Raw genomic sequence first — 24341 nt, 5'->3', positions numbered from 1 at the left:
CCCGCCGCTCCGCGCCGGGGCCGGACTGCGCCCCGATCGCTCCCGTCCCGCAGATCGACCGGGGCAGGCGGGTCGTCAGGTAGAAGATGGTGAACGAGCCCAGGAGCTGGATGCCCAGGCAGAGGGCGAGCGTGTCGGCCATGCCCAGGGTGGGCGAGAGGGCCAGGTAGAGGGAGCCCAGGGTGGCGACGCCCAGGGCCAGGCTGGACTGCTGGCTGGTGGCGAGCACGCCGCTGCCGACACCCGCCCGGGCGGCGGGGACCTTGGAGAGGACGACGCGGAACAGCGGGGTGCCGATCAGGCCCTGACCGATGCCGGCGAGGGCGACACCGGGGGCCATCCGCAGCGCGGAGAAGCCCTCGGGGTCGGCGAGCACGGTGAGGGCGAGGGTCGCCAGGCCGGTGGCCTGGATGGCGGCGCCGGCGGTGAGGACGCGGCTGCCGAAGCGGCCGATCAGGCGCGGGCCGCAGAGCGAGGCGGTGAAGTAGCCCACGGCCATCGGGACCAGCGCCCAGCCGGCCGCGACCGGGCCGAGGTGCAGGCCCTGCTGGAGGGCGACCGCGACCACGAACATGAAGCCGCCGAACCCGCCGAAGTAGGGCAGGGCGATGCCGAGGCCGCGCCGCATCTCGGGGATGCGCAGCAGGGTGGGCGGCACCAGCGGGGTGTCACCGCGGCGCTCGGCCCGGCGCTCGACCAGGGCGAAGGTGGTGGCGAGCACCGGGAACAGCGCCAGCAGCACCCAGGACCAGAGCGGCCAGCCGGCGGCGCGGCCCTCCATCAGCGGGACGAGCAGGGCGAGCAGGGCGGCGGTGAGCAGCACGGTGCCCGCGATGTCGACCTTGGTGGCCTGCTCGGCGCGGCTCTCGGGGACGAAGCGCAGGGCGAGGACGAGGGCGAGCAGGGCGAAGGGGACGTTCAGCAGGAAGACCGAGCGCCAGCCGCTGCCGAAGAGGTCGGCGGCGACCAGCATCCCGCCGAGCACCTGGCCGATGACCACCGAGATGCCGCCGACCGCGCCGTAGACGGAGAGCGCGCGACCGCGCCGGGCACCGTGGGTGGCGGCGGTGATGGTTCCGAGCACCTGGGGGATCAGCAGCGCGGCCGACGCGCCCTGGGCGGCGCGGGCGGCGACCAGGGACCAGGCGCCGGGGGCGAGCCCGCAGGCGAGCGAGGTGACGGCGAAGGCGGCGGCCCCGGCGACGAAGAGGCGACGGCGGCCGAAGATGTCACCCAGCCGGCCGCCGAGGACCAGCAGGACGGCGAAGGCGATGCCGTACCCGGCGGCGACCAGTTCCAGCACGGCGGGGCCGGCGGCGAGGTCGTGGTCGATGGTGGGCAGGGCGACGTTCACGATGAAGAAGTCGAGCATCGGGAGGAATGCCCCGAGCAGGACGGTGACCAGCCCGGCGGTGCCGAGGGAGGGGCCGGAGGAGGGGGAGGCGGACGGGGCGGGTGCGGCGTTCGGTGAGGCGGGGACGAGGGGCCTGGCGGCGGTCAGTTGCTGGGTCACGGTCCTACGATCCGACCAACCGCACCCTGGTACCAGAGTGTGCTTATCCAGGTATAAGAAGTACCTGGAAACAGGATGTCGAGTGGCGCATCCTGGTGGAATGAGTCTGACCACCGTGACGGCAACCACCGGGAAAGCGCCCGCCGATCCGCGGCGGCAACAGTTGGCGGCGTTCCTCCGCAGCCGCCGGGAACGGATCACCCCCGAGCAGGTGGGGCTGCCGATGACCGGCCGGCGGCGCACGCCGGGGCTGCGCCGCGAGGAGGTGGCGCAGGTCGCCGCCGTCGGGGTCACCTGGTACACCTGGCTGGAGCAGGGGCGCGAGATCCAGGTGTCCGTGCAGGTGCTGGACGCGGTGGCGCGCGCCCTGCTGCTCGACCCGAGCGAGCGGGCCCATCTGTTCACCCTGGCCGGGGCGGAGGACCCGACGCCGGTGCGGGAGTGCCCGACCATCACGGCGGGCGTCCGGCTGACGCTGGACCGGATGGCCCCGTACCCCGCCGCGGTGATCAACTCCCGCTACGACGTGCTGGCGTACAACGCGCAGTACACCGGCGTCGTCGGCGACCTGGAGGCGCTGGCCCCCGAGGACCGCAATCTGATGTGGCTGGCGTTCACCCCCTCGCGCTTCCGCGATGTGCTGGTGGACCACGAGGACGAGCGCGAGGTCATGGTGGCCCGGTTCCGCTCCGGGATGGGCGAGCACGGGGACGAGCCCGCCTGGCGGACGCTGCTCTGCCGGCTGCGCCAGGCCTCCCCGGTGTTCGACGAGGCCTGGCAGCGGCATGACGTGCTGCGGCCGGGGAACGGGCTGAAGCGCTTCCTCCTGCCGGAGGTGGGGCTGCTGCGCTTCGAGTACACGAGCTTCTGGCTGGGACCGTCCCAGGGCCCGCGGATGGTCGTCTACACCCCGAAGGACGAGGAGACCGCCGCGCTGCTGACGCGGCTGCCCACCCGGCTGCCGTCGGCCGCCGCCGTGACGCCGGGCGCCGCCGCGGTGGCTCCGGGGGTGCCGGCCCGCTGAGCGCCGCCCGGCGCGGGCCAGGCCGAGGACCAGGCAGAGCGCCGCGAGCGGGAGTTCGACGCAGCCCGCCATCATCAGCGCGGCCAGCGTCTCGGCGCCCGGGCCCGCGGTGGCGATGTCCACCAGGGCGTCACCGGCGAGCAGCAGGGCGACCACCGCGGCCGGCGCGACCGCGGCCGGGTGCCGGTGGCGCAGCACGGCGTCCAGCCGCAGCAGCGCGGCGAACTCGCACAGGTCGAGGACGACCCAGGCCGTCTCGCCGGCCGCCGCGAGCACCGCTACCCAGGGCAGCAGCGCGAAGGCGGCGACGACGGGCACCCGCGAGGCGAACGGGGCGACCGGGGACCGGCCGGGGCCGCCGGACAGCACGGCGGCGCTCATCGGGCACCCCCGGACTCCGCCGCGTCGGCGTGGACGACGGGGGTGGCACGGACCCGGGTCAGCGGGGCGCGCTCGGGACCGGCCCCGCCGGGCGCCTCGACGAGCACGCCGTCGAAGACGCCCTCGGCCCAGGCGAGCCAGAACCTCCCGGCGACGGTGACCACCTCGGCCGCCGCGACCACCGGCGCCGGCCGCCCCGGCAGCCGGAGCAGCCGCCCGCCGGTGAAGCCGACGGCCGGGACGGCGCCGCCGTGCGGCAGCCGGCCCCAGGCGAGCCCGTGCCGGGGGCGGCGGCGCCCGCCGGCCCCGGTACCGGCTCCGGCCCAGGCCCGGGCGCCCCGCAGCAGACCGCGGCCGAGCCGGGTCGCGACCACCACGTCCACCAGCTCGCCGTGCTCGTACACCTCCAGGGCGGCCCGTCCGCGACCGCGGCCGGCCGGCACGGTGCGCACCGACCACGGCCCGCCCGGCGCGCCGGACCCGGCGGGGCCGGAGAGCCCGCCCGGGCCGTCGAACCCGGCGAACGCACCGGCGGGCCCGACCGGCAGCCGGTCCTCGGCCACGGCGGCCGGGGCGGCGGACACGGCGGGGGTGGTGCCGTGGGCCGGACGCCCGTGCGGCGGGGTGGCGGAGTGCGATGCGGTGCTCGTCATGCCGTCAAGACTCCCCGCTGCGGACGGCGTTGTCGGTAGTGCGCCGATCCGAATTGAGGGTGTACCTAGCTTCACCATTTCTGGGCAGCCCCCTTCATGGTGACGCTTGATCACCTCGCTCTAGGCTGTCCGCCATGTCCTCCACGACGCCGCGCCGCACGCCCGCCGGGAGCGTCGCGCGGCCCCCGTGGTCGGCGGCGGCCTGGCGGGACACCCGCTTCCTCGCCGCAGGGATCCCGCTCTCCCTGCCCGCCTGGCTGATCGTCCTCACCCCGAAGGTGACGCTGGTCCTCCTGGGCGCGATCCTGCTCTCGGTCCGCCTGCTCACCACCGCCCAGCGCGGCCGGCTGCGCGCGCTGCGCGGGGTGGAGATCCCGCCGCTGCTGCGGGCCTCCGTCACCCCCGCCGGCGTGCTCACCAGGCTGCGCACCGGCGTCAGCTGGAGCCATGTCGGCTACCACCTGGTGGCCGGTCCGCTGGTCGCGGCGGGCTCGGTGGCGATCGTGTACGGGTGGGGCGCGGCCCTGACGGCCTCGACGGTCTTCGGCTGGACCTGGCTGATGCCGGCCTCCTCGCCCGTCCGCGAGCGCTGGACCGCGCTGGACGTCCCGCTCACCGTCGGCGGCCTGCTGCTGATCGCGGTGCTGCCCGCCGCGGCCGGCCTGCTGGCCCGGCTGGACGAGGCGCTCGCCGTGCGGATGCTCGGCCCGGGCCGCACCGCCGAGCTGGAGCACCGGATCGAGGAGGTGGTCGAGAGCCGGGCGGGCCTGGTCGACGCGGTGGACGCCGAGCGCCGCCGGATCGAGCGCGACCTGCACGACGGCGCCCAGCAGCGGCTCACCTCGCTCGCCATGAACCTCGGCCTGGCCCGCCGCACCCTCAAGGACGTCCCGCCGGAGGCGATGCAGGTGATCGTCGAGGCCCACGAGGAGGCCCAGGCGGCCATCGACGAGCTGCGCGACCTGGTCCGCGGCCTGCATCCGGCCGTCCTGGAGGACCGCGGTCTGGACGCGGCGCTCTCCGGCATCGCGGCCCGCGCCCCGCTGCCGGTCCGGCTGGACGTCGAGGTGGCCGAGCGGATAGCGCCGACCGTCGAGGCGGTCGCCTACTTCACCGTCTCCGAGGCGCTGGCCAACGTCGCCAAGCACGCCCGGGCCTCCCGGGCGGACGTCTCGGTGCGCACGGCCGGCGGCCGGCTGCGCCTGGTCGTCAGCGACGACGGGGTGGGCGGGGCGGACGCCTCGCGCGGCACCGGCCTGAACGGCCTGCGCCAGCGCACCGCCTCGGTCGACGGGTCCCTGTCCGTGCTCAGCCCCGTCGGGGGCCCGACCACCATCACCGTGGAGTTGCCGTGCGTGCTGTGATCGCCGAGGACTCGGTCCTGCTCAGGGTCGGCCTGGTCAAGGTCCTGGAGGCGGTGGGCTACGAGGTGGCCGCCGCCGTCGGGGACGCCGAGGAACTGCTCGCCGCGGTGCAGGAGCACCGGCCGCGGGTGGTGGTGGCGGACGTCCGGATGCCGCCGGGCTTCACGGACGAGGGGGTGCGGGCCGCGCTGGTGATCCGCCGGCAGTGGCCGGAGGTGGCGGTGCTGCTGCTCTCCCAGTTCGTGGAGGAGCGGTACGCCGCGGACCTGCTGACCACCAACACCAGTGGCGTCGGCTATCTGCTCAAGCAGCGGGTGGCCAATGTCGACGACTTCGTGGACGCGCTCCAGCGGGTCGCCGAGGGCGGCACCGCGCTGGACCCGGAGGTGGTCGCCCAGCTGCTGGTGCGCCGCCACCGCGACCCCCTGGAGCGGCTGACCCCGCGCGAGCGGGACGTGCTCGCCCTGATGGCGGAGGGCCGCTCGAACGCGGCGATCGCCACCGCCCTGGTGGTCAGCGACAGCGCGGTGGCCAAGCACATCAACTCGATCTTCGCCAAGCTCGACCTGCCGCCCGCCGACGAGAGCCACCGGCGGGTGCTGGCGGTGCTGCGCTTCCTGGAAGTGGGATGACGATGAGAACGGGGAAGGGCACGGCGGTCGGCCCGGGGGAGCGGGCGCCGGGGCGCGCCCGTCGCGGCCGCCTGGCCTGGCGGATGCTCGGCACGCTGGCACTCACCGTGGCGCTGGTCGCCGGCGCCGTGCAGACCTGGGCGATCGCGGTGCAGCAGCGCACGCACTCCGAGATGTCCTACCCGGTCGCGGTGACCACGGTGCGGCTGGACACCGGCAGCGCGACCGTCCGGATCCGGCCGGGGGAGGAGGGCCGGGTGGTGGTCCGCCAGGACCTGAACTGGATGATGCGGATGCCGGTCGTCTCGGCGCTCTTCGAGCAGGACCGGCTCGACGTCCGGATGCGCTGCACCCAGGTCCCCCCGGTCAGCGACCTCGGCTGCCGCGCGGTGATCGAGCTCGACGTGCCGCCCGGGGTCGCGGTGACCGGCCGGCTGAGCAGCGGGAGCGTCGACGTCGCCGGGGTGACGGGGGTGGTCGACCTGCTCTCCACCTCCGGGGAGGTGGAGCTGGCCGACGTGTCCGGTCCGGTGACCGTGCGCACCACCTCCGGCTCCGTCCGGGGCAGCCGCCTCACCTCCCCGACCGTCAGCGCCGCCGCGACCTCGGGCTCGATGCAGCTGGGCTTCGCCGCCGCCCCGCGGAGCGTGGACATCGGGGTGACGTCCGGCTCGGTGGTGCTGGGCCTGCCCCGGGGGTCGCGCTACGACTTCGACGGCGGGGCGTCCCCCCTGGCCCGCGGCGGCATCGATCCGGCACTGGCGGACCGCTCCAGCCCGAACAAGATCAGGGTCTCGGTCACCTCCGGCTCACTGTCGGTCTTCGCGAAGGACACGGCGGCGAGCGACGGCCCCGCGGCGGACGACGCTCCACCGATGAAGGACCCTCCGCCGACGAAGGGCACCCCGTCGGCGAACGGGGCCCCGTCGGCGAAGGAGGAGCCCGCCGGGGACTGACGACCCGGGAACGGAGGCCGGTCCCGGGAACCGGCGAGGGCCCCGGGAGCGGAGCCCCGGGCCGCTCGGCCGGGTGGGGGACAATGAAGAGTCCCCCATCCACCGTCCCCGAGGTCAGCCGCGCATGACAGTCCCGCCCGCACCCACCGAGCCGAGCACCGCGACCGCCACCGCGACCGGCCCCGCCGACGGCGACACCACCGCGACCGCCCCCGCACCCGCCGCCCCCGCACCCGCCGCGCCGGCGACCACGACCGCCGCCGGAGCCGAGTTCGCCCCGCTGTCCGTCGGCCCGCTGCAGGTCTGGCCGCCCGTCGTGCTGGCGCCGATGGCCGGCATCACCAACGCGCCGTTCCGCACCCTGTGCCGCGAGCAGAGCGGCGGCAAGGGCCTCTTCGTCTCCGAGATGATCACCACCCGGGCCCTGGTGGAGCGCAACGCCAAGACGATGCAGCTGATCACCTTCGATCCGAGCGAGAAGCCGCGCTCGATCCAGCTGTACGGGGTGGACCCGGTGACCGTCGGCAAGGCGGCCCGGATGATCGCCGACGAGGGCCTCGCCGACCACATCGACCTCAACTTCGGCTGCCCCGTCCCCAAGGTGACCCGCAAGGGCGGCGGCTCGGCGCTGCCGTACAAGCGCAACCTGCTGCGCGAGATCCTGCGCGAGGCCGTGTCCAACGCCGGCGGCCTGCCGGTCACCATGAAGATGCGCAAGGGCATCGACGACGACCACCTCACCTATCTGGACGCCGGCCGGATCGGCGCCGAGGAGGGCGTCTCCGCGATCGCCCTGCACGGCCGCACCGCCGCCCAGCACTACGGCGGCACCGCCGACTGGTCGGCGATCGCCCGGCTGCGCGAGTCCGTCCCGGCGGAGATCCCGGTGCTCGGCAACGGGGACATCTGGTCGGCCGACGACGCGGTGCGGATGATGCGCGAGACCGGCTGCGACGGCGTGGTGGTCGGCCGTGGCTGCCTGGGCCGGCCGTGGCTGTTCAAGGACCTGGTGGCGATCTTCGAGGGCGAGGTGGACTACGCCCGCCCGACCTTCGCCGATGTGGCGCGGGCGATGGTCCGGCACGCGCAGCTGCTCGGCGAGTGGCTGGGCGACGAGGCCCGCGGCGTGATCGACTTCCGCAAGCACGTCGCCTGGTACACCAAGGGCTTCTCGGTGGGCTCGGAGCTGCGGGTGAAGCTGGCCAACTCCTCCTCGCTCGCCGAACTGGCCGAAACCCTCGCCCTGGTGGAGCAGTCCCAGGCCTGGCCGGCCGGCGCGGACGGCCCGCGCGGGCGGACCAGCGGCAACAACCGGGTCGTCCTCCCGGAAGGCTGGTTGGACGATCCGTACGACTGCGCCCGACCGGGCGAAGATGCCGAATCGGACACCTCTGGCGGGTGACACCTGACGAAGTGGCAAAAACGACCCCTCGGGGCTGACTGCCACCGCGTCCCAGCCCTCTTGGCCAATCTGGCCAAGAGGGCTCCTTTTCGGCAGGGGAATGTCACGGAGCGGACACATTCCTGGACGCAGTGCGACGGCTGGCGGAGGCCCCCTACGCCCGAACGCTGAGATGCGCTCGTGACGCTGGCCACATACCCTGGCGGTCGGAGGTGGCCGACAGGACGAAATGAACAAGTCGGGGGTGGATCGCTTCCCGAAGGGGAGCGGCGGCGGATCGGGCACTCAGGGTGCAGGAAATCAAGCCGGTTCGTCAGGCCGGAGCGTCAGCGACTACCGAGCGTTCCCGCGATGTGATCTTCCGGTTTCGCCGCCTTCAAGACTTGAACACTCGCTAGCGTCAGCCGGACGATTTCACCACCAGAGGTGAACGCCATTCAGTGCATTGGATCTAGCGGGTTACCAGGCGATCCTGACGACGTACGCCCTATTGGCGGCGCGGAAGCGCCTTCGAAATGGGTATGTTCTCCGGCGTCAGGGCAACCGTGTGCGAGGAGACCGACCCGTGGCGTCCCAGCAGAAGTTTGTTTACTCCTTCACTGAAGGAAACAAGGACCTCAAGGACCTTCTCGGCGGTAAGGGCGCGAACCTGGCCGAGATGACCAACCTGGGCCTCCCGGTCCCCCCGGGGTTCACCATCACCACCGAGGCCTGCAAGGTCTTCCTGGAGACCGGCAGCGAGCCCACCTCGCTCCACGAGGAGATCAGCGCCCACCTGGACGCCCTTGAGCAGGAGATGGGCAAGAAGCTCGGCCAGGCCGACGACCCGCTGCTCGTCTCGGTGCGTTCGGGCGCCAAGTTCTCGATGCCCGGCATGATGGACACCGTCCTGAACATCGGCCTCTCCGACGCCTCGGTGGCCGGTCTGGCCGCGCAGTCCGGCAACGAGCGCTTCGCCTGGGACTCCTACCGCCGCCTGGTCCAGATGTTCGGCAAGACCGTGCTGGGCGTCGACGGCGAGCTGTTCGAGGAGGCTCTGGAGGAGGCCAAGCACGCCAAGGGCACCACCAACGACCTCGACCTCGACGCCGAGGACCTGAAGCACCTGGTCGAGGTCTTCAAGGGCATCGTCGAGCGCGAGACCGGCCGGGCCTTCCCGCAGGAGCCGCGCGAGCAGATGGACCTCGCCGTCCACGCCGTCTTCCACTCCTGGAACGGCGACCGCGCCCGGCTCTACCGCCGCCAGGAGCGCATCCCGAACGACCTGGGCACCGCGGTCAACATCTGCACCATGGTCTTCGGCAACCTCGGCGAGGACTCCGGCACCGGTGTCGCCTTCACCCGCGACCCCTCCACCGGCACCCAGGGCGTCTACGGCGACTACCTGTCCAACGCCCAGGGCGAGGACGTCGTCGCCGGCATCCGCAACACCCTGCCGCTGTCCGAGCTGGAGAAGCTCGACAAGAAGTCGTACGACGAGCTGATGACGATCATGCAGACGCTCGAGAACCACTACCGCGACCTCTGCGACATCGAGTTCACCATCGAGCGCGGCAAGCTCTGGATGCTGCAGACCCGGGTCGGCAAGCGCACCGCCGCCGCCGCCTTCCGGATCGCCGTCCAGCTGGTCGACCAGGGCCTGATCGACCTGGACGAGGCCCTGATGCGGGTCACCGGCGGCCAGCTCTCCCAGCTGATGTTCCCGCGCTTCGCCCCGAACGCCGAGTCCAAGCAGATCGCCTGGGGCCTCGCCGCCTCGCCCGGCGCCGCGATCGGCAAGATCGTCTTCGACTCCTACACGGCCGTGAAGTGGTCGCGCTCCGGTGAGAAGGTCATCCTGGTCCGCCGCGAGACCAACCCGGACGACCTGGACGGCATGATCGCCGCCGAGGGCATCCTCACCTCGCGCGGCGGCAAGACCTCGCACGCCGCCGTCGTCGCCCGCGGCATGGGCAAGACCTGTGTCTGCGGCGCCGAGGAGCTGGAGGTCGACACCAAGCGCCGCCGGATGACCACCGCCGACGGCCTGGTGCTGGAGGAGGGGGACATCGTCTCCATCGACGGTGCCACCGGCAAGGTCTACCTCGGCGAGGTGCCCGTGCTGCCCTCCCCGGTGGTCGAGTACTTCGAGGGCACCCTGCACGCCGGCGCCGACGTCCAGGGCGGTCTGGTCCAGGCCGTGCACCGGCTGATGTCGCACGCCGACGTCCGCCGCCGGCTCGCCGTGCGCGCCAACGCCGACAACGCCGAGGACGGCTCGCGCGCCCGCCGCTACGGCGCCCAGGGCATCGGCCTGTGCCGCACCGAGCACATGTTCCTCGGCGAGGAGCGCCGCAAGGAGGTCGAGCACCTGATCCTCGCGGACAACGACAAGGACCGCGAGCAGGCGCTCTCCACCCTGCTGCCGATGCAGAAGGGCGACTTCGTCGAGCTCTTCCAGGCGCTGGACGGCCTGCCCGTCACCGTCCGCCTGCTCGACCCGCCGCTGCACGAGTTCCTGCCGGACATCACCGAGCTGTCGGTGCGCGTCGCCCTCGCCGAGGCCCGCAAGGACCCGAACGAGAACGACCTGCGCCTGCTCCAGGCGGTGCACAAGCTGCACGAGCAGAACCCGATGCTCGGCCTGCGCGGTGTGCGCCTCGGCCTGGTCATCCCCGGTCTGTTCGGCATGCAGGTCCGCGCCATCGCCGAGGCCGCCGCCGAGCGCAAGCTGGCCGGCGGGGACCCGCGCCCCGAGGTGATGATCCCGCTGGTCGGCACCGTCCAGGAGCTGGAGCTGGTCCGCGACGAGTGCGAGCGGGTGCTCGCCGAGGTCGCCCACTCCACCGGCGTCCAGCTGGACATCAAGCTGGGCACCATGATCGAGCTGCCGCGCGCCGCCGTCACGGCCGGCCAGATCGCCGAGGCCGCCGAGTTCTTCTCCTTCGGCACCAACGACCTCACCCAGACGGTCTGGGGCTTCTCCCGCGACGACGTCGAGGCCTCCTTCTTCACCGCCTACCTGGAGAAGGGCATCTTCGGGGTCTCGCCGTTCGAGACCATCGACCGCGACGGCGTCGGCTCGCTGGTCAAGCACGCCGTGGAGGCCGGCCGGGCGACCCGCCCCGACCTCAAGCTCGGCGTCTGCGGCGAGCACGGCGGCGACCCGGACTCGGTCCACTTCTTCCACGAGGTGGGGCTGGACTACGTCTCCTGCTCCCCCTTCCGGATCCCGGTGGCGCGCCTGGAGGCCGGCCGCGCCGCCATCGAGTCTGCGGGCAGCGACTCGCGCTGAACGCCGGGGGGCTGCGAGCCCCCCGGCACAGCCGGACCGCTGACCGCGTCCCCTCCATCGGGGAGGGGCGTACACCGGAGCTCGGCGCAGGAGAACCGGCGTACGTAAGGCGGCCGGGGTGGGAACGGACAACGGCGTCCGTACCCGCCCCGGCCGTGCGCATGTCCGCCTCCGTGCGGGACACCCGGGACACCCGGGACACCCGGGGCACCCGGGAAGCGCGGCACCCGGAACACGGCACCCCGGGGCACGGCCCAGGACACGCCGGCCGCCCCGATGTGGCCGCGGCCACGTGTGTGGCTGGCCGCGCGCGGGGCCGCCGGCTGCGAAGCTGGAGCCCATGACCAGCAAGAACCGCCTGTGGACCGTCCTCGCCGTGCTGCTCTGCGCGATCGCCGCCGCAGTCGGCTACGTCGCGTCCGACGGCACCGGCGACGGCACCCCGACGGCCGCCGCGACCTCCACCGGCCCGGCCGCCGCGTCGAGCACCCCGACGGCCCCGAAGCCCAGCGCGCCCAAGCCCAGCGCGCCCAAGCCCTCCGCACCGGCCGGCACGGCGCCGGCGGGCACCGCCACCGGCTGGGTGCCGACCGACCCGGCGATGGCCGACGTCTGCCGCACCACGCTGCCCGGCCAGGCCCTCGACACCCTCGGCCTGATCGCCAAGGGCGGCCCCTACCCCTACCGCTCGGACGGCATCGTCTTCGAGAACCGCGAGAGCCGCCTCCCGCGCAAGGCCTCCGGCTACTACCACGAGTTCACCGTGGTCACCCCCGGCTCCGGCGACCGCGGCGCCCGCCGGGTGGTCACCGGCGACTCCGGCGAGCAGTACTGGACCGCCGACCACTACGGCACGTTCCAGGAGATCGACGCCCGCTGCTGAGCGCCCCGGGGCTGCGGACGAGGCTGCCCGACCGGAACCGGAACCACAACCGGAACCACAACCAGAACCGGAACCAGGACCGGGGGCGGGGCCCGGGACGGTCAGCGGGCCCGGCGCCAGCTGATCCGGGCATGCGGGCCGTGCGGCCCGGCCGCGAGGAGGACGGCCAGCTCCTGCAGCACCGGCCCCGGGTCACGGCGCAGCTGGACGGGGGTGGTGCGGACGACCGGCAGCCCGGCGGCGGTCAGCCGGTTGGCGCGGGTCAGGCTCCGTTCGTGGTCGGCCGGGCGCAGGTGCCAGGCCCGGGAGTCGATCTCCAGCGCGACGCAGGCCTGCGGCCAGTAGGCGTCCGGCACGGCCAGGAACCGCCCGTCCAGGAGGAGCACCGGGTTCCAGAGCGGCTCGGGCAGCCCGGCCCCGCGCACCGCGTCCCGCGCCTCGCCCTCGACGACCGAGCGCACCCCGGCGATCAGCTCCTCCATCACCCCGGCCAGCCGGGGCAGCTCGCGGGCGTCCGGCCGGGCGAGCAACTGGTCGAGCAGCTCGCCGAGTTCGCAGTGGCGGCGTTGGACGGCCTCCGCGCACAGCGCGCGGAACCGGTGCCGTCCGCTCTCCCGGGGCGCGAGGTCGGCCAGCGCCCGGGCGACGGTGGTGCTCCAGAGCCCGTCGTCGCGCTCGAAGCCGCCGGGCATGGCCCCGTTCGCCCGGTGGACCCGCACGAACCCCCGGTCGGCGACCTTGCGCCGGGCGGGGATCAGCACGTCCACCTCGGTGAGGTCCGCCGGGTGGCCGGCCGAGGGGAGCCCGGCGTCGGCGAGTACCGCCGCTCCGGTGAGCAGCACCTCGCCGCCGGGCGGTGCGGCCAGCCCCTTGGGCCCCGCGTAGGCGACGGCGGCCCGCAGCCGCTGGTGCGCCGTCAGCCGCCCGGTCTGCAGGCAGATCACCCGGGGCAGCACCCGCTGCCAGGGCCCGCCGGCCCGCAGCCGGTGCGCGATGGTGCCGGACGGCACGCCGAGCCCGCGCAGCTGGGCGCGGGTGGCGATGTGCTGCTGGTCGGCGCCGAGCAGCAGCAGCGGGTCGACGAGGGAGCCGGCGCGGGTCATGCCCGGGTGGTTCCCGCCCGGATCGGGAGTATGCGGAACATCGCCCGCCGGGGGACTGCCCGGTCAAACGCGGTTGACGCGGGGCGGGCGGAGGGCTGTGCTCGGCCGCGATGACGACTCCTCACACCGGCCCCGCGTTCGACGCGCTCAACGGCCTCTCCGTCGGCGACGCCCTCGGCGCCCAGTTCTTCGTCCCCGCCACCGCCCGCACCCACCTGCACGCCCGAACCGTCCCGCCCGGCCCCTGGCCGTGGACCGACGACACCGAGATGGCCTGCTCGGTGCACGCCGCGCACACCGAGCGCGGTGGCATCGACGTGTTCGACCTCACCCACGCCTTCGCCCGGCGCCACGACTTCGACCGCGGCTACGGCCCGTCCGCCGACCGCCTGCTGCGGCTGGTCCGGGAGGGCGGCGACGCGAGGGTGCCGGCCGCCGGGCTGTTCGACGGCCGGGGCTCGTACGGCAACGGCGCCGCGATGCGGGTGGCCCCGCCCGGGGCGGCGTACGCGGACGACCCGGTGCGGGCGGTGCGCCCGGCCGTCGCGTCCGCGCTGATCACCCACACCCACCCCCAGGCGGTGGACGGCGCGATCGCCGTCGCGGTGGCCGCCGCCTTCGCGGTGCGGGCCAGGACCACCCGGATGACGCCGGAGAGCTTCCTGGAGAAGGTCCGCCACCTCACCCCGCGCGGCGCCGTCCACGACGGGCCGGCCCGGGCGGTCGCCCTGCTCGCCGAGCCGGGCTCCGAACGCGCCGCCCGGGTCCTCGGCAACGGCAGCCGGACCAGCGCCGCCGACACCGTGCCGTACGCGCTCCGGTGCGCGGCCCGCCGGCGCACCGACTACCCGGCGGCGGTCCGGGAGGCCGTGTCCGCCGGCGGGGACGCCGACACCGTGGCCGCGATCACCGGCGGCGTGGTCGCGGCGCGCACCGGGACGGCCGGTATTCCCGCCGCCTGGCCGGCCGCCCGCGAGCCGCTGCCCGCCTGGGCGTTCCCCGCGCCGGGCGCCGTGTCCGGGGGCCGGGACGGCGCGCAGTTGCTGGTGCCGCGGTCGTGCCCGGTACCGGACGTGGTGTGGACGGACGCGCAGTGGCAGCGGCTGCGGACCGGCGCGCCGGCGGACTGCCGCCGGCGTCTGCACACCCGGGAGGGCACGCTGCGGATCTGCCGGGCGGACGGCCACCCCGTCCGGGAACCGACCGTCGCCCCGGGCCGTGACGGGTGGCGCCCGGTGGCCCCCGTCGTCGAGACCTGCCCGCACCGCGCGCCCGGGCCGCGGGACGGCGCGGACGGCGGTGACGGCGGTGACGGCGGCCTGCCGGCCCGGCTGCTGCGGGCCGCCGCCGGCGGGGAGCCCGCCGGGGCCTGACGGTCAGGCCGTGATCAGGTGCCCGGCGCCGCCGCCGTGTCTAAGGCACTCCTGGTTGATCGCCGGATCCGGGGCGCTCGGCGAGGTGGCGGCGGCGATCCGCAGTTCGATGATGTCCCGGACGGCCGGCCACTCGCTGTCCAGGATCGAGTAGAACGCGGTCGACCGGACCACCCCGTCCAGCCCGCGCGAGTGCGCCCGGCGGACGCCCTCGGAGGTCGCCCCGAGTCGCTCGATGGCGGTGCGCGAGCGCAGGTTGCGGGCGTCGGCGCGCAGCGAGATCCGCTGCACGCCCCACACCTCGAAGGCGTGCCGGAGCATCAGCAGCTTGGCCTCGGTGTTGATGCCGGTGCCCTGGGCCCGCGGCGACAGCCAGGTGTTGCCGATCTCGGCGGCGTCCGGGACGGCGGTGTCCGGATCGCCGAATGGCACGCCCGGCACCGGCGGCCAGACCAGCGGCCCCTGCCAGTAGTCGAGTTCCAGGAACCGGGTGGAGCCCACCACCCGGCCGTCGGCCTGGTTCACCGTGGCGAACGGCAGCGACCTGCCCGCGGCCTGGTCGGCCAGGGCGCGGGCGACGTATTCGCGGGCCGCTTCCAGGCCGTGCGGGACGGGGGTGAAGGCGTAGGTCGTACGGTCCTCGGCGCCGGCCTTGGCGATGGCCTCGGCGTGGTGCGCGGCGAGGGGCTCCAGCCGCACGGTGCGGCCGGTGAGGATGACAGGTACGGGCACGGAACCTTCGGTCCTTCATCGGTCGGAGGGCGCTGGCCCGTGCCGGGGTGCGGCACGGGCGAGCGATGACTGGTTCGCCCCGTTCCGGAGTGCGCCCACCGGTGCCCGCGCACGCCGGAGGCCGGGCGGGCGGAGCGGGGAGCGACGGCCCGGAGACGGGCAGCGCGGTGCCGGAACGGACACGGGTCCACGGACCGGTCCGGCGGGATGAGCGAGGGGACAGTGTGCGTCCGCGAGATGGCCGAGGAGGAAACGAGTGCGCGAAGGGAAGCAGGCGGCCAGGTGAAGGCAAGATGCGTCGTGGGTGGCTGGCCGAGCACCGGTCCGGGACGTGGTCGACGGCGTTACGGACGACGTGACGACGACGCGACGATGCGAGGCAGCGAGAGGACGATACCCGTCAGAAGGCGGTGCGTCACTTCGCGGCACACGAATGGCCCCTGCGGCAGCGCCCGGACGGGCGGCGGCGGCCTTCCGCTCCCCCCTGACCAGGGGCTTTCCCGCCGGGTGCGATCATGGTCCGGCCGGCCCGCCGGGGCCCTGCGCGGGCGGCCCGGGCAACGGGAACGGCCCGCCGGGAATTCCGGCGGCGTCCCGCACGCTGGACGAGGAGAGCCGGGCACGAGCCCTCGCGCGGGCCGACGCGCGGGGGAGCGGACACGGCGGACCGCGACGAGGAGAGAAACGGGGTGTGGGTGAGCGGTGCGTGATCCCCAGGCGCTGTACGAGCTGGACCAGCAGGGCGTGGCCGCCGTGGCCGCGGCGAGGGCCGCGCTGGCGGACACCGGTGCCGGCCTGGTGCTGCTCCACCACTTCGAGGGCTTCATGGACGCCGGCGAGGCGGGCGGCCAGGTGGTCGCCCACCTGCTGGAGACGGGCGCCCCGCAGGTGGTGGCCCGCTTCGACCACGACCGTCTGGTGGACTACCGGGCCCGCCGCCCCCCGATGGTCTTCGACCGCGAGCGGTGGACCTCCTACGAGCCGCCGGAGATCCTGCTCCAGCTGGTCCACGACACGGCCGGTTCGCCGTTCCTGCTGCTCACCGGGCCCGAGCCGGACGTCGAGTGGGAGCGCTTCGCCGCCGCCGTCCGCGAGCTGGTCGAGCGCTTCGGCGTCCGGCTGAGCCTGGACTTCCACGGCATTCCGATGGGGGTGCCGCACACCCGCCCGGTCGGCCTGACGCCGCACGGCAACCGGCTCGACCTCGCGGCCGGCTACCCGCAGTGGTTCGAACAGGCCCAGGTGCCGGGCAGCGCCCAGGCCCTGCTGGAGTTCCGGCTCGCCGAGGCCGGGCACGACGTGCTGGGCTTCGCCGTGCACGTGCCGCACTACGTGGCGCGCTCGGCGTACCCGGCGGCCGCGGTGATGATCCTGGAGGCGGTGCAGTCCGCGACCGGCCTGGTGCTGCCCGGCACCCTGCTGCGCGAGAAGGTCGACGTGGTGTACGCCGACATCGAGGAGCAGCTGGCGCAGGGCGACGGCGAGCTGCGGTCGGCGATCCGCGGCATGGAGGGCCAGTACGACGCGGTGGCCGGCGCCGAGGGCCGGGAGAGCCTGCTGGCCGAGCCGGTGGACCTGCCGTCGGCGGACGAGCTGGGCCGGCGCTTCGAGCAGTTCCTGGCCGAGCACGAGCGCGGTCCGGAGTAGCGGGCCGGGGGCGGAGCGGCGGGCGCCGCGCGCCCCGGCCGGAAATCCACGCCCCCGGGCGGGAGCGATCGGGCGCGCCCGTCCGTTGGGTACTGCGGTGCCCGGGGGACGGGCCGTCGTAGGAAGAACGCCACCGGCTCCTACCCGGGGGGATCCCGTGCCACTGTCCGTACGCCCGACCGCCGCGCTCACCGGCGCGGTGGGCGCGGGCCTCGCCGCCGTGCTGGTCGCCGGCTGCTCCGGTTCCGCCGGCTCCGCCACCGTGGCGGCCGCCGTCCAGGACGGCTCCGCGCCGCCGCGGGCCGCCGCCGCCGTCACCCCGACGCCCACGCCCACGCCCACGCCCACCGGGCCGTACGTGGCGCTCGGCGACTCCTACACCTCGGGTCTGAAGATCAGCCCGCAGCAGGCCGCGGAGCCGCGCGGCTGCTCCCGTTCGGCGGTCAACTACCCCTCCCTGGTGGCCAAGGCGCTCGGCCTGTCCGGGGAGCGGTTCCGCGACGTCAGCTGCAGCGGCGCCCGCACCGGCGACCTGGCCGGCGCCCAGGAGACCGACGACGGCAGCAACCCGCCGCAGCTGGACGCGCTCTCCCCGGCCACCCGCCTGGTGACCGTCGGCATCGGCGGCAACGACGCCGGGTTCATGGACGTCGTCGGCCAGTGCGCCAAGGAGAACCTGGTGGACGCGCTGAAGGGCCTGGTCGGCTCGGACCGCGCCGCCGCGCCGTGCCGTGACTCCTACGCCGCCGCGGACGGCGGCGACCAGGTGCAGCGCAAGGTGGACGCGGCGGGCGAGAAGCTCGGCCAGCAGCTCAAGGAGATCGGGCGCCGCGCCCCGCAGGCCCGGGTCTACGTGGTCGGCTACCCGTCGCTGCTGCCCGCCGACCCGGCGAGCTGCGTCCCGGTCCTGGGCTCGGCCCTGACCGGCGGGGACCTCGGCTTCCTGGTGGAGAAGGAGCGGCAGCTCAACGCCATGCTCAAGCGGCGCGCGGAGGCGGCCGGGGCGGTCTTCGTGGACCTCGCGGCGCCCTCGGCCGGCCACGACATGTGCGCGGGGGAGGGCGCCCGCTGGGTGGAACCGCCGTTCCCGGCGCACGGCCTGGCGGCGATCCACCCGAACGCCAAGGGCCAGGAGGGCGCCGCCCAGGCCGTTCTCAAGGCCGTCCGGGGCTGACCCGGGGGCCGTGGCCGGGGCGCGTCCGAGGACCCGGCGCGCAGACCCGGGGGTTCACGCCCCGGCCCGCGCGCCGTCGCGCGCGGCACACCTCCGGTGTCACCGCCGCGGCGTACCGTGAAGGTCATATGGACGACACCGCGCACCGCCTCACCGCCGCCCCGCCCCCGAACCCGTACGATCACGCCGCCGAGGCCCGCTGGGTGCCGGAACCGGACAAGCGCCCCGGCCGCACGGCGTTCCAGCGCGACCGCGCCCGTGTGCTCCACTCCGCCGCCCTGCGCCGCCTCGCCGGCACCACCCAGGTCGTCGCCCCGATGCGCAGCGACTTCCCGCGCACCCGGCTGACCCACTCGCTGGAGTGCGCCCAGGTCGGCCGTGAACTCGGCGCCGCCCTCGGCTGCGACCCCGACCTCGTCGAGACCGCCTGCCTGGCCCACGACATCGGCCACCCGCCGTTCGGCCACACCGGCGAGGAGGCGCTCGACCAGGCCGCCCAGGACTGCGGCGGCTTCGAGGGCAACGCGCAGTCGCTGCGCATCCTGACCCGGCTGGAACCCAAGCGCTTCGCCCCGCAGGACGAGACCCCCGCCCGGCTGGCCCCCTGGCCGGGCCGGTGCGTCGGCCTCAACCTGACCCGCGCCGCCCTGGACGCCGCCACCAAGTACCCGTGGACGCACGGCGCCCACCCCGCCGACCCGGCCTCGCCCAAGTACGGCGTCTACGCCGACGACCTGCCGGTCTTCCGCTGGCTGCGGGCCGGCTCCCCGTCCGGACGCCGGTGCTTCGAGGCCACCGTGATGGACTGGTCCGACGACGTCGCCTACTCCACCCACGACGTCGAGGACGGCCTCCAGGCCGGTCACATCGACCCCGCCGCGCTGCGCGCGCCGGGCGAGCGCGCCGAACTGTTCGAGGTCGCCGGGCGCTACGCCCGGGACGCCGGGCCCGAGGAACTGGCCGCCGCCCTGGACCGGCTGCTCGCCCAGGAGTGGTGGCCGGAGTCCTACGACGGCACCGCCCGCGCCCGCGCCGGGCTCAAGGACCTCACCAGCCAGCTGATCGGCCGGTTCTGCCTGGCCGCCGAGCAGGCCACCCGGGCCCGCTACGGCCCCGGCCGGCTCACCCGCTACGCGGCCGAGCTGGTGGTGCCGCGCGAGGTCAGGCTGGAGTGCGCGGTGCTCAAGGCGGTCGCCGTCCGCTACGTGATGCAGCGCGACGAGCAGGCGCAGCTGCGGGCCCGGCAGCGGATCGTGATCGCCGAGCTGGCCGACGCCCTCGGCCGGTGCGCCCCCGAAACGCTCGACCCGGTCTTCGCCGCGATGTACCGGGAGGCGGAGGACGACCGGGCCGCGCTGCGCACGGTGATCGACCAGATCGCCACCCTCACCGACGCCTCCGCCCTGGCCCTGCACGCCCGGCTGACCGGCTCCGACCGCGGCTGACCCGGGCCGGCCGGCCACCCCGCCCGGCCGCCGCCCGACCGTGCCGTCCGGCCACGCCGTCCGGCCCGTCCGCCCCAGTAGACTTCCGGGGTGGCCGGGCGGATCAGGGACGAAGACGTACAGGCGGTGCGGAGCGCACTGCCGATCGACGCGGTGGTCGGCGACTACGTACAGCTGACCAACGGTGGCGGCGGCGAGTACAAGGGCGTCTGCCCCTTCCACGACGAGAAGTCCGCCTCCTTCTACGTCAACCCCTCCAAGGGCGTCTTCCACTGCTTCGGCTGCCAGGAGAACGGCGACACCATCGCCTTCCTGATGAAGATCGAGCACTTCACCTTCGCCGAGGCCGTCGAGCGGATGGCCGCCCAGGCCGGCATCACCCTGCGCTACGAGGAGGGCGGCTACAGCCCCCGCCACCAGCAGGGCGAGCGCACCCGCCTGGTGGAGGCGCACAAGGTGGCCGCCGCCTGGTACCAGGAGCAGCTGGCCTCGCCCGAGGCCGAGATCGGCCGCCGCTTCCTGGCCGAGCGGGGCTTCGACGAGGAGGCCGCGAAGACCTTCGGCGTCGGCTACGCCCCGGCCGGCTGGGAGCACCTGGTCCGCTACCTGCGCGGCAAGGGGTTCACGGACAAGGAGATCCTGCTCGGCGGCCTGGCCTCGCAGGGCCAGCGCGGCGGTCTGATCGACCGGTTCCGGGGCCGGCTGGTCTGGCCGATCCGCGACATCGCCGGCGAGGTGATCGGCTTCGGCGCCCGGCGGCTGCGCGAGGACGACAACGGGCCCAAGTACCTCAACACCCCCGAGACGCCGATCTACAAGAAGTCGCACGTGCTCTACGGCATCGACCTGGCGAAGAAGGAGATCGCCAAGTCGGGCCGGGCGGTGGTGGTCGAGGGCTACACCGATGTGATGGCCTGCCACCTGGCCGGGGTCACCACCGCGGTCGCCACCTGCGGCACCGCCTTCGCCGAGGACCACATCAAGATCATCCGCCGGCTGCTGATGGACACCTCCCAGTACCGCGGCGAGACCGTCTTCACCTTCGACGGCGACGCCGCCGGCCAGAAGGCCGCGCTGCGCGCCTTCGAGGACGACCAGAAGTTCGCCGCGAAGACCTCCATCGCGGTCAGCCCCGGCGGCATGGACCCGTGCGAGCTGCGGCTGGCCGGCGGCGACGAGGCGGTCCGCGACCTGATCGACAACTCGGTGCCGCTCTTCGAGTTCGCGCTCCGCACGGCCGTGTCGCAGCACCGGGTGGAGACCCCGGAGGGGCAGGCCGCGGCGATGGAGGCCGCGGCTCCGATCGTCGCCAGGATCAAGGACGCCTCGGTTCGGCACGGGTACGCCGTGCGGCTGGCCGGGCTGCTGGGCGTCACGCCCGGCGACGAGCAGTTCGTCGTGCGCAGGATCACCCAGCTCGCCCGCTGGAACCGCGAGCGCCAGCAGAACCCGCGCGGCGAGAGCCGGCTGCGCCGCCCCGAGGCCCCGGTGGCCGCGCCGGCGCGGCCCGCGTTCCGGCTGGATCCGCGGGACCCGAACCAGTTCGTCGAGCGCGAGACCCTTAAACTGGCCCTCCAGTACCCGGAGCTGGTCAGCCCGGCGTTCGACAACTACGGCGAGGACGAGTTCGTCACCCCGCCGTACGCCGAGGTGCGCCGGGTGATCGGCCGGGCGGGCGGCGTCGCGTACGGCACCACCGTCGCGGACTTCACCGGCGTGGTGCGCGAGGCCTGCCCGGACGACACGGTGCGCTCACTGGTCACCGAGCTCACCGTGGAGCCGGTGCGCTCGGTCCGCAAGGCCGACGCGATCTACGCGGGGAACTTCCTGGTGACGCTGCGCCTGCACGCGGTGGACCGGCGGGTCGCCGAGGTCCGGGCGCACCTCCAGCGGATCGGCACCCGGGTGGCTCCCGAGGAGCTCCAGGCCGTCCAGGGCGAGCTCTTCGCGCTCCAGCAGTACGGGCACCAGCTCCGCAGCCACGGCGCCGCCGCGCTGTAGCGGCAGAAAGTCCGCGCACGAGTCTCGGCCACGGAGTGTGGCGTGCCGCACACTGGAGGACGTCCTGTCTCCGTTCAGCGCGGGTCCGCCAGAGTCGCGCCCGCCCAGAGGGGATGCCCGTGGACCGAGGCCTTTCCGCGACCGCCCAGCCCGCCGCCGACCCGCCCGCCGAGCCCGAGGACCACGGCCGGGCGCGGGCACCGTTCCCGGACGGCTCCCGGGTGCCCGCGCAGGGCCTGCCGGCCGGGCACCCCGACGCCGGGGAGGACACCACCGGGGACGACGGGGAGGCACCGGGGCGGCCCGGCGCCGAGCCCGGCGGCCCGGCGGCGGACCTGCTCCGCCAGTACCTCCGCGAGATCGGCCGGATCCGGTTGCTCACCGCCGCCGAGGAGGTCGAACTGGCCCGCCGGATCGAGGCCGGCCTGTTCGCCGAGGAGCGGCTGCACCGCGAACCGCGGCCGGCCGGCGCGCTGGCCGGCGAACTGGAGACCCTGGCGGCCGCCGGCCGGCTGGCCAAACGCCGGCTGATCGAGGCCAATCTGCGGCTGGTGGTCTCCGTCGCCAAACGCTACGTCGGCCGCGGGCTGACCCTGCTCGACCTGGTCCAGGAGGGCAACCTCGGGCTGATCCGGGCCGTGGAGAAGTTCGACTACGCCCGCGGCTACAAGTTCTCCACCTACGCGACCTGGTGGATCCGCCAGGCGATGAGCCGCGCGCTGGCCGACCAGGCCCGCACGATCCGGGTGCCGGTGCACGTGGTCGAGCTGATCAACCGGGTGGTGCGGGTGCAGCGCTCGCTGCTCCAGGAGCGCGGCACCGAGCCGGTCGCGGCCGACATCGCGGCCGCCCTGGAGCTCACCGAGGAGCGGGTGCGCGAGCTGCTGCGGCTCGCCCAGGAACCGATCTCGCTGCACACCCCGGTCGGCGAGGAGGACGACGTCGCGCTCGGCGACCTCATCGAGGACGCCGACGCGGCCTCACCCGCCGAGTCCGCCGCCTTCCTGCTGCTGCGTCAGCACCTGGAGGCGGTGCTGGCCACCCTCGGCGAGCGTGAGCGCCAGGTGGTGCAGCTGCGCTACGGCCTGGACGACGGGCGGGCGCGCACGCTGGAGGAGATCGGGGTGCTCTTCGGGGTCACCCGCGAGCGGATCCGCCAGATCGAGTCCAAGACCCTGGTGAAGCTGCGCGACCACGCCTTCGCCGCCCAGCTCCGGGGCTACCTCGACTGATCCGCCCGGCCCCCGCCCCGCCCGGCTCAGCTCGTCGGCGCGGGCTCGGCGGGTACGGCGGGGTCCACGGGCTGGGCCGGGGTGGCCGGCGGGGTGGCCGGGCCGGGCGGGATCGGGGTCGAGGCGACCGTCCGGGCCAGGTCGGAGACCGCGGGCGAGCAGGCGGAGCCCTCCGGCTCCTTGCGCTGCCCGCAGACCTGCAGGGTGACCGTCGGATCGGCCGCGTTCACCATCCACGAGTAGTTGTCGTACCCCCAGTGGATCAGCGCGGTCTCCGACTCCCCGGCGCTGGTGGTGATGGTCGCCTGGTCGCCGGGCTGGCCCTCGCTGATCGAGGCCCAGGCCGCCTGGCACTTCTGGCTGTAGCGGAGGTAGACGACGACCTTGCCGACGTTGGTGGTCAGCATGGTCCGGGCGTCCCCGCCGCAGCCGGTCGGCTTGGGGTCCTTGTGGACACAGCCGAGCGCCTGGCAGGCCGGGACCGGCGGGGCGGGGTTGGCGGGCACCGGGACCGGCGGGGTGGCCGGGGTGGTCGGGGCGGACGCCGGCACGGTGGCGGCGGTCGGCGCCGCGGCGTCGCCCTCGTCGGAGGAGGAGAGCAGCCGCAGCCCGAGCAGCGCCAGCAGCAGGGCCACCACCACCGAGGCGGCGACCAGGGTCACCGGGCGCCGCCGCGTCCGGCCGGCGCCGTCCCCGCTGCCCGGCTGCCCGTCCGGTGCGGCCTCCGGTGCGGTCTGCGGCACGGTGCCCCGGGCGGCGTCGGGCCCGGCGGCGTCCGCCGGGGCCTCCGCCGCCGGCTCCTCCGCGTCCCCGGCGTCCCTGGCGTCCCCGGCGGCGTCGGCGGAGGCGGGGCCGGCGTCCGTCCCCGGCGCCGCCGCGCTCAGGTCCCACAGCGCCCGCAACGCCGGACCGTCGCACTCCACGGTCGAGATCAGCGCGTCGAGCGCCTGCTCGGTGATGACCCGCTTGCCGTTGAGCCAGCGCTCCCAGGAGGCCCGGCTGTAGTGGGTCCGGGCGGCCAGTTCGGAGAGCGAGAGCCCGGTCGCGTCCTTGACGGCGCGCAGTTCCTCCGTCAGGCGCCTGGCGGGGGCGGAGAGGTCGTCCGGCAGCTGCTTCCAGGCGGAACCCATGCGGTCTCTTCCAAACATGCGAGGCGGGCGGGGCGGCGGGCTGGAACGGGTGGTACCGCTCGGGGCGTGGGCGGGCGTGCTCGCGTCTCAAACCTCGGCGGCCCGGCGTCCCAAAGCCCTGGTCCTGGCGCTGAGACGGACGGAAGTGTCTCACAACACCGGGCAGGGCTCGAACATTCATGTGGCGGTGGGGCAGTGTTCTTCCCACCGGAGCGCTTCGCCGCCCGGTCCTTCGTCCGGGGACCGCTTCTGACGGACCGGCACCTGCCGTGCCCCGGCCCCCACCGGTACGAGGCAGCCTCCACGGGGGGAGGCTGCCCCGGGCCGCAGGGACGCGGGGGGGGGGGGGGGGCGGGGGGGGGCCCCCCCCCCCCCCCCCGCACCCCCCCCACCCCCCCCCCGCCCCCGGCGGGCGGGGGGGC

At 74.9% G+C, this 24341-nt stretch carries 18 protein-coding genes; 13 read left to right on the top strand and 5 right to left on the bottom strand.

Annotated features, from left to right (window positions below; all coding sequences use genetic code 11):
- The coding region (locus tag ACFXAM_RS27140) for an MFS transporter (protein WP_380294999.1) at positions 1–1513 on the bottom strand (1513 nt) is incomplete at its 3' end.
- A 100-nt stretch (positions 1514–1613) separates the two neighbouring features.
- On the opposite strand from ACFXAM_RS27140, the gene ACFXAM_RS27135 reads away from it, so the two are divergent.
- Positions 1614–2537, top strand: coding sequence for a helix-turn-helix transcriptional regulator (locus ACFXAM_RS27135; protein WP_380294997.1), 924 nt, complete (start codon positions 1614–1616; stop codon positions 2535–2537).
- Positions 2538–2914: 377 nt separating this feature from the next.
- Here ACFXAM_RS27135 and ACFXAM_RS27130 read toward each other — a convergent pair whose 3' ends face one another.
- Positions 2915–3571, bottom strand: coding sequence for a hypothetical protein (locus ACFXAM_RS27130; RefSeq protein WP_380294995.1), 657 nt, complete (start codon positions 3569–3571; stop codon positions 2915–2917).
- A gap of 134 nt (positions 3572–3705) precedes the next feature.
- Here ACFXAM_RS27130 and ACFXAM_RS27125 point away from each other — a divergent pair, with 134 nt between their 5' ends.
- From ACFXAM_RS27125 to ACFXAM_RS27100, 6 genes are all read left to right on the top strand, one after another.
- Positions 3706–4935 (top strand): histidine kinase, encoded by a 1230-nt coding sequence (locus ACFXAM_RS27125; RefSeq protein WP_380294994.1) that lies wholly within the window; start codon positions 3706–3708, stop codon positions 4933–4935.
- On the top strand, positions 4923–5567 hold the full coding sequence (locus ACFXAM_RS27120; RefSeq protein ID WP_380294993.1) for a response regulator: 645 nt from the start codon (positions 4923–4925) through the stop codon (positions 5565–5567). The genes ACFXAM_RS27125 and ACFXAM_RS27120 overlap by 13 nt, the downstream gene beginning before the upstream one ends.
- Positions 5564–6523, top strand: a complete 960-nt coding sequence (locus ACFXAM_RS27115) for a DUF4097 family beta strand repeat-containing protein (RefSeq protein WP_380294992.1) — start codon at positions 5564–5566, stop codon at positions 6521–6523. Before ACFXAM_RS27120 ends, ACFXAM_RS27115 begins: the two co-directional genes overlap by 4 nt.
- A 124-nt stretch (positions 6524–6647) precedes the next feature.
- Positions 6648–7925 (top strand): tRNA dihydrouridine synthase DusB, encoded by a 1278-nt coding sequence (gene dusB, locus ACFXAM_RS27110; RefSeq protein WP_380294990.1) that lies wholly within the window; start codon positions 6648–6650, stop codon positions 7923–7925.
- Positions 7926–8490: 565 nt separating this feature from the next.
- Complete coding sequence (ppdK, locus tag ACFXAM_RS27105) at positions 8491–11199, top strand: pyruvate, phosphate dikinase (RefSeq protein WP_380294988.1); 2709 nt, start codon at positions 8491–8493, stop codon at positions 11197–11199.
- Between the two features lie 340 nt (positions 11200–11539).
- Positions 11540–12082: a ribonuclease domain-containing protein gene (locus ACFXAM_RS27100; RefSeq protein ID WP_380294986.1), complete on the top strand. Its 543-nt coding sequence runs from the start codon at positions 11540–11542 to the stop codon at positions 12080–12082.
- Positions 12083–12183: 101 nt separating this feature from the next.
- Here the strand turns inward: ACFXAM_RS27100 and ACFXAM_RS27095 are convergent, their stop codons facing one another.
- A complete protein-coding gene (locus tag ACFXAM_RS27095) occupies positions 12184–13185 on the bottom strand; it encodes a hypothetical protein (protein ID WP_380294984.1) in 1002 nt (333 codons plus the stop codon).
- Positions 13186–13295: 110 nt separating this feature from the next.
- Between ACFXAM_RS27095 and ACFXAM_RS27090 the strand changes: the two genes are divergently transcribed.
- Complete coding sequence (locus tag ACFXAM_RS27090; protein WP_380294982.1) at positions 13296–14558, top strand: ADP-ribosylglycohydrolase family protein; 1263 nt, start codon at positions 13296–13298, stop codon at positions 14556–14558.
- Positions 14559–14561: 3 nt separating this feature from the next.
- Here ACFXAM_RS27090 and ACFXAM_RS27085 read toward each other — a convergent pair whose 3' ends face one another.
- Complete coding sequence (locus ACFXAM_RS27085) at positions 14562–15290, bottom strand: GNAT family N-acetyltransferase (RefSeq protein WP_380294981.1); 729 nt, start codon at positions 15288–15290, stop codon at positions 14562–14564.
- Positions 15291–15992: 702 nt separating this feature from the next.
- Between ACFXAM_RS27085 and ACFXAM_RS27080 the strand changes: the two genes are divergently transcribed.
- The 5 genes from ACFXAM_RS27080 (at position 15993) to ACFXAM_RS27060 (ending at position 22789) form a co-directional block, all read left to right on the top strand.
- Entirely contained in the window at positions 15993–16937 is a 945-nt protein-coding gene (locus tag ACFXAM_RS27080) for a PAC2 family protein (RefSeq protein WP_380294979.1), read from the top strand.
- 157 nt (positions 16938–17094) lie between these two features.
- Complete coding sequence (locus ACFXAM_RS27075) at positions 17095–18111, top strand: SGNH/GDSL hydrolase family protein (protein ID WP_380294977.1); 1017 nt, start codon at positions 17095–17097, stop codon at positions 18109–18111.
- Between the two features lie 128 nt (positions 18112–18239).
- The gene (locus ACFXAM_RS27070) at positions 18240–19556 is read left to right on the top strand and encodes a deoxyguanosinetriphosphate triphosphohydrolase (protein ID WP_380294975.1); all 1317 of its coding nucleotides are present in this window, start codon (positions 18240–18242) and stop codon (positions 19554–19556) included.
- A 90-nt stretch (positions 19557–19646) separates the two neighbouring features.
- Positions 19647–21557 (top strand): DNA primase, encoded by a 1911-nt coding sequence (gene dnaG / locus ACFXAM_RS27065; RefSeq protein WP_380294974.1) that lies wholly within the window; start codon positions 19647–19649, stop codon positions 21555–21557.
- Between the two features lie 113 nt (positions 21558–21670).
- A complete protein-coding gene (locus ACFXAM_RS27060; RefSeq protein ID WP_380294973.1) occupies positions 21671–22789 on the top strand; it encodes a sigma-70 family RNA polymerase sigma factor in 1119 nt (372 codons plus the stop codon).
- Positions 22790–22815: 26 nt separating this feature from the next.
- On the opposite strand, the gene ACFXAM_RS27055 is transcribed toward ACFXAM_RS27060, so the two are convergent.
- Positions 22816–23919, bottom strand: coding sequence for a DUF2690 domain-containing protein (locus ACFXAM_RS27055; protein WP_380294971.1), 1104 nt, complete (start codon positions 23917–23919; stop codon positions 22816–22818).
- Positions 23920–24341 lie beyond the last annotated feature (422 nt).

It is taken from the genome of Kitasatospora sp. NPDC059462 (genome assembly GCF_042749955.1).
Lineage (GTDB): Bacteria > Actinomycetota > Actinomycetes > Streptomycetales > Streptomycetaceae > Kitasatospora.
Note: the sequence above shows the minus strand (reverse complement) of the source record. Positions and strands in the feature narration are given on the sequence as shown.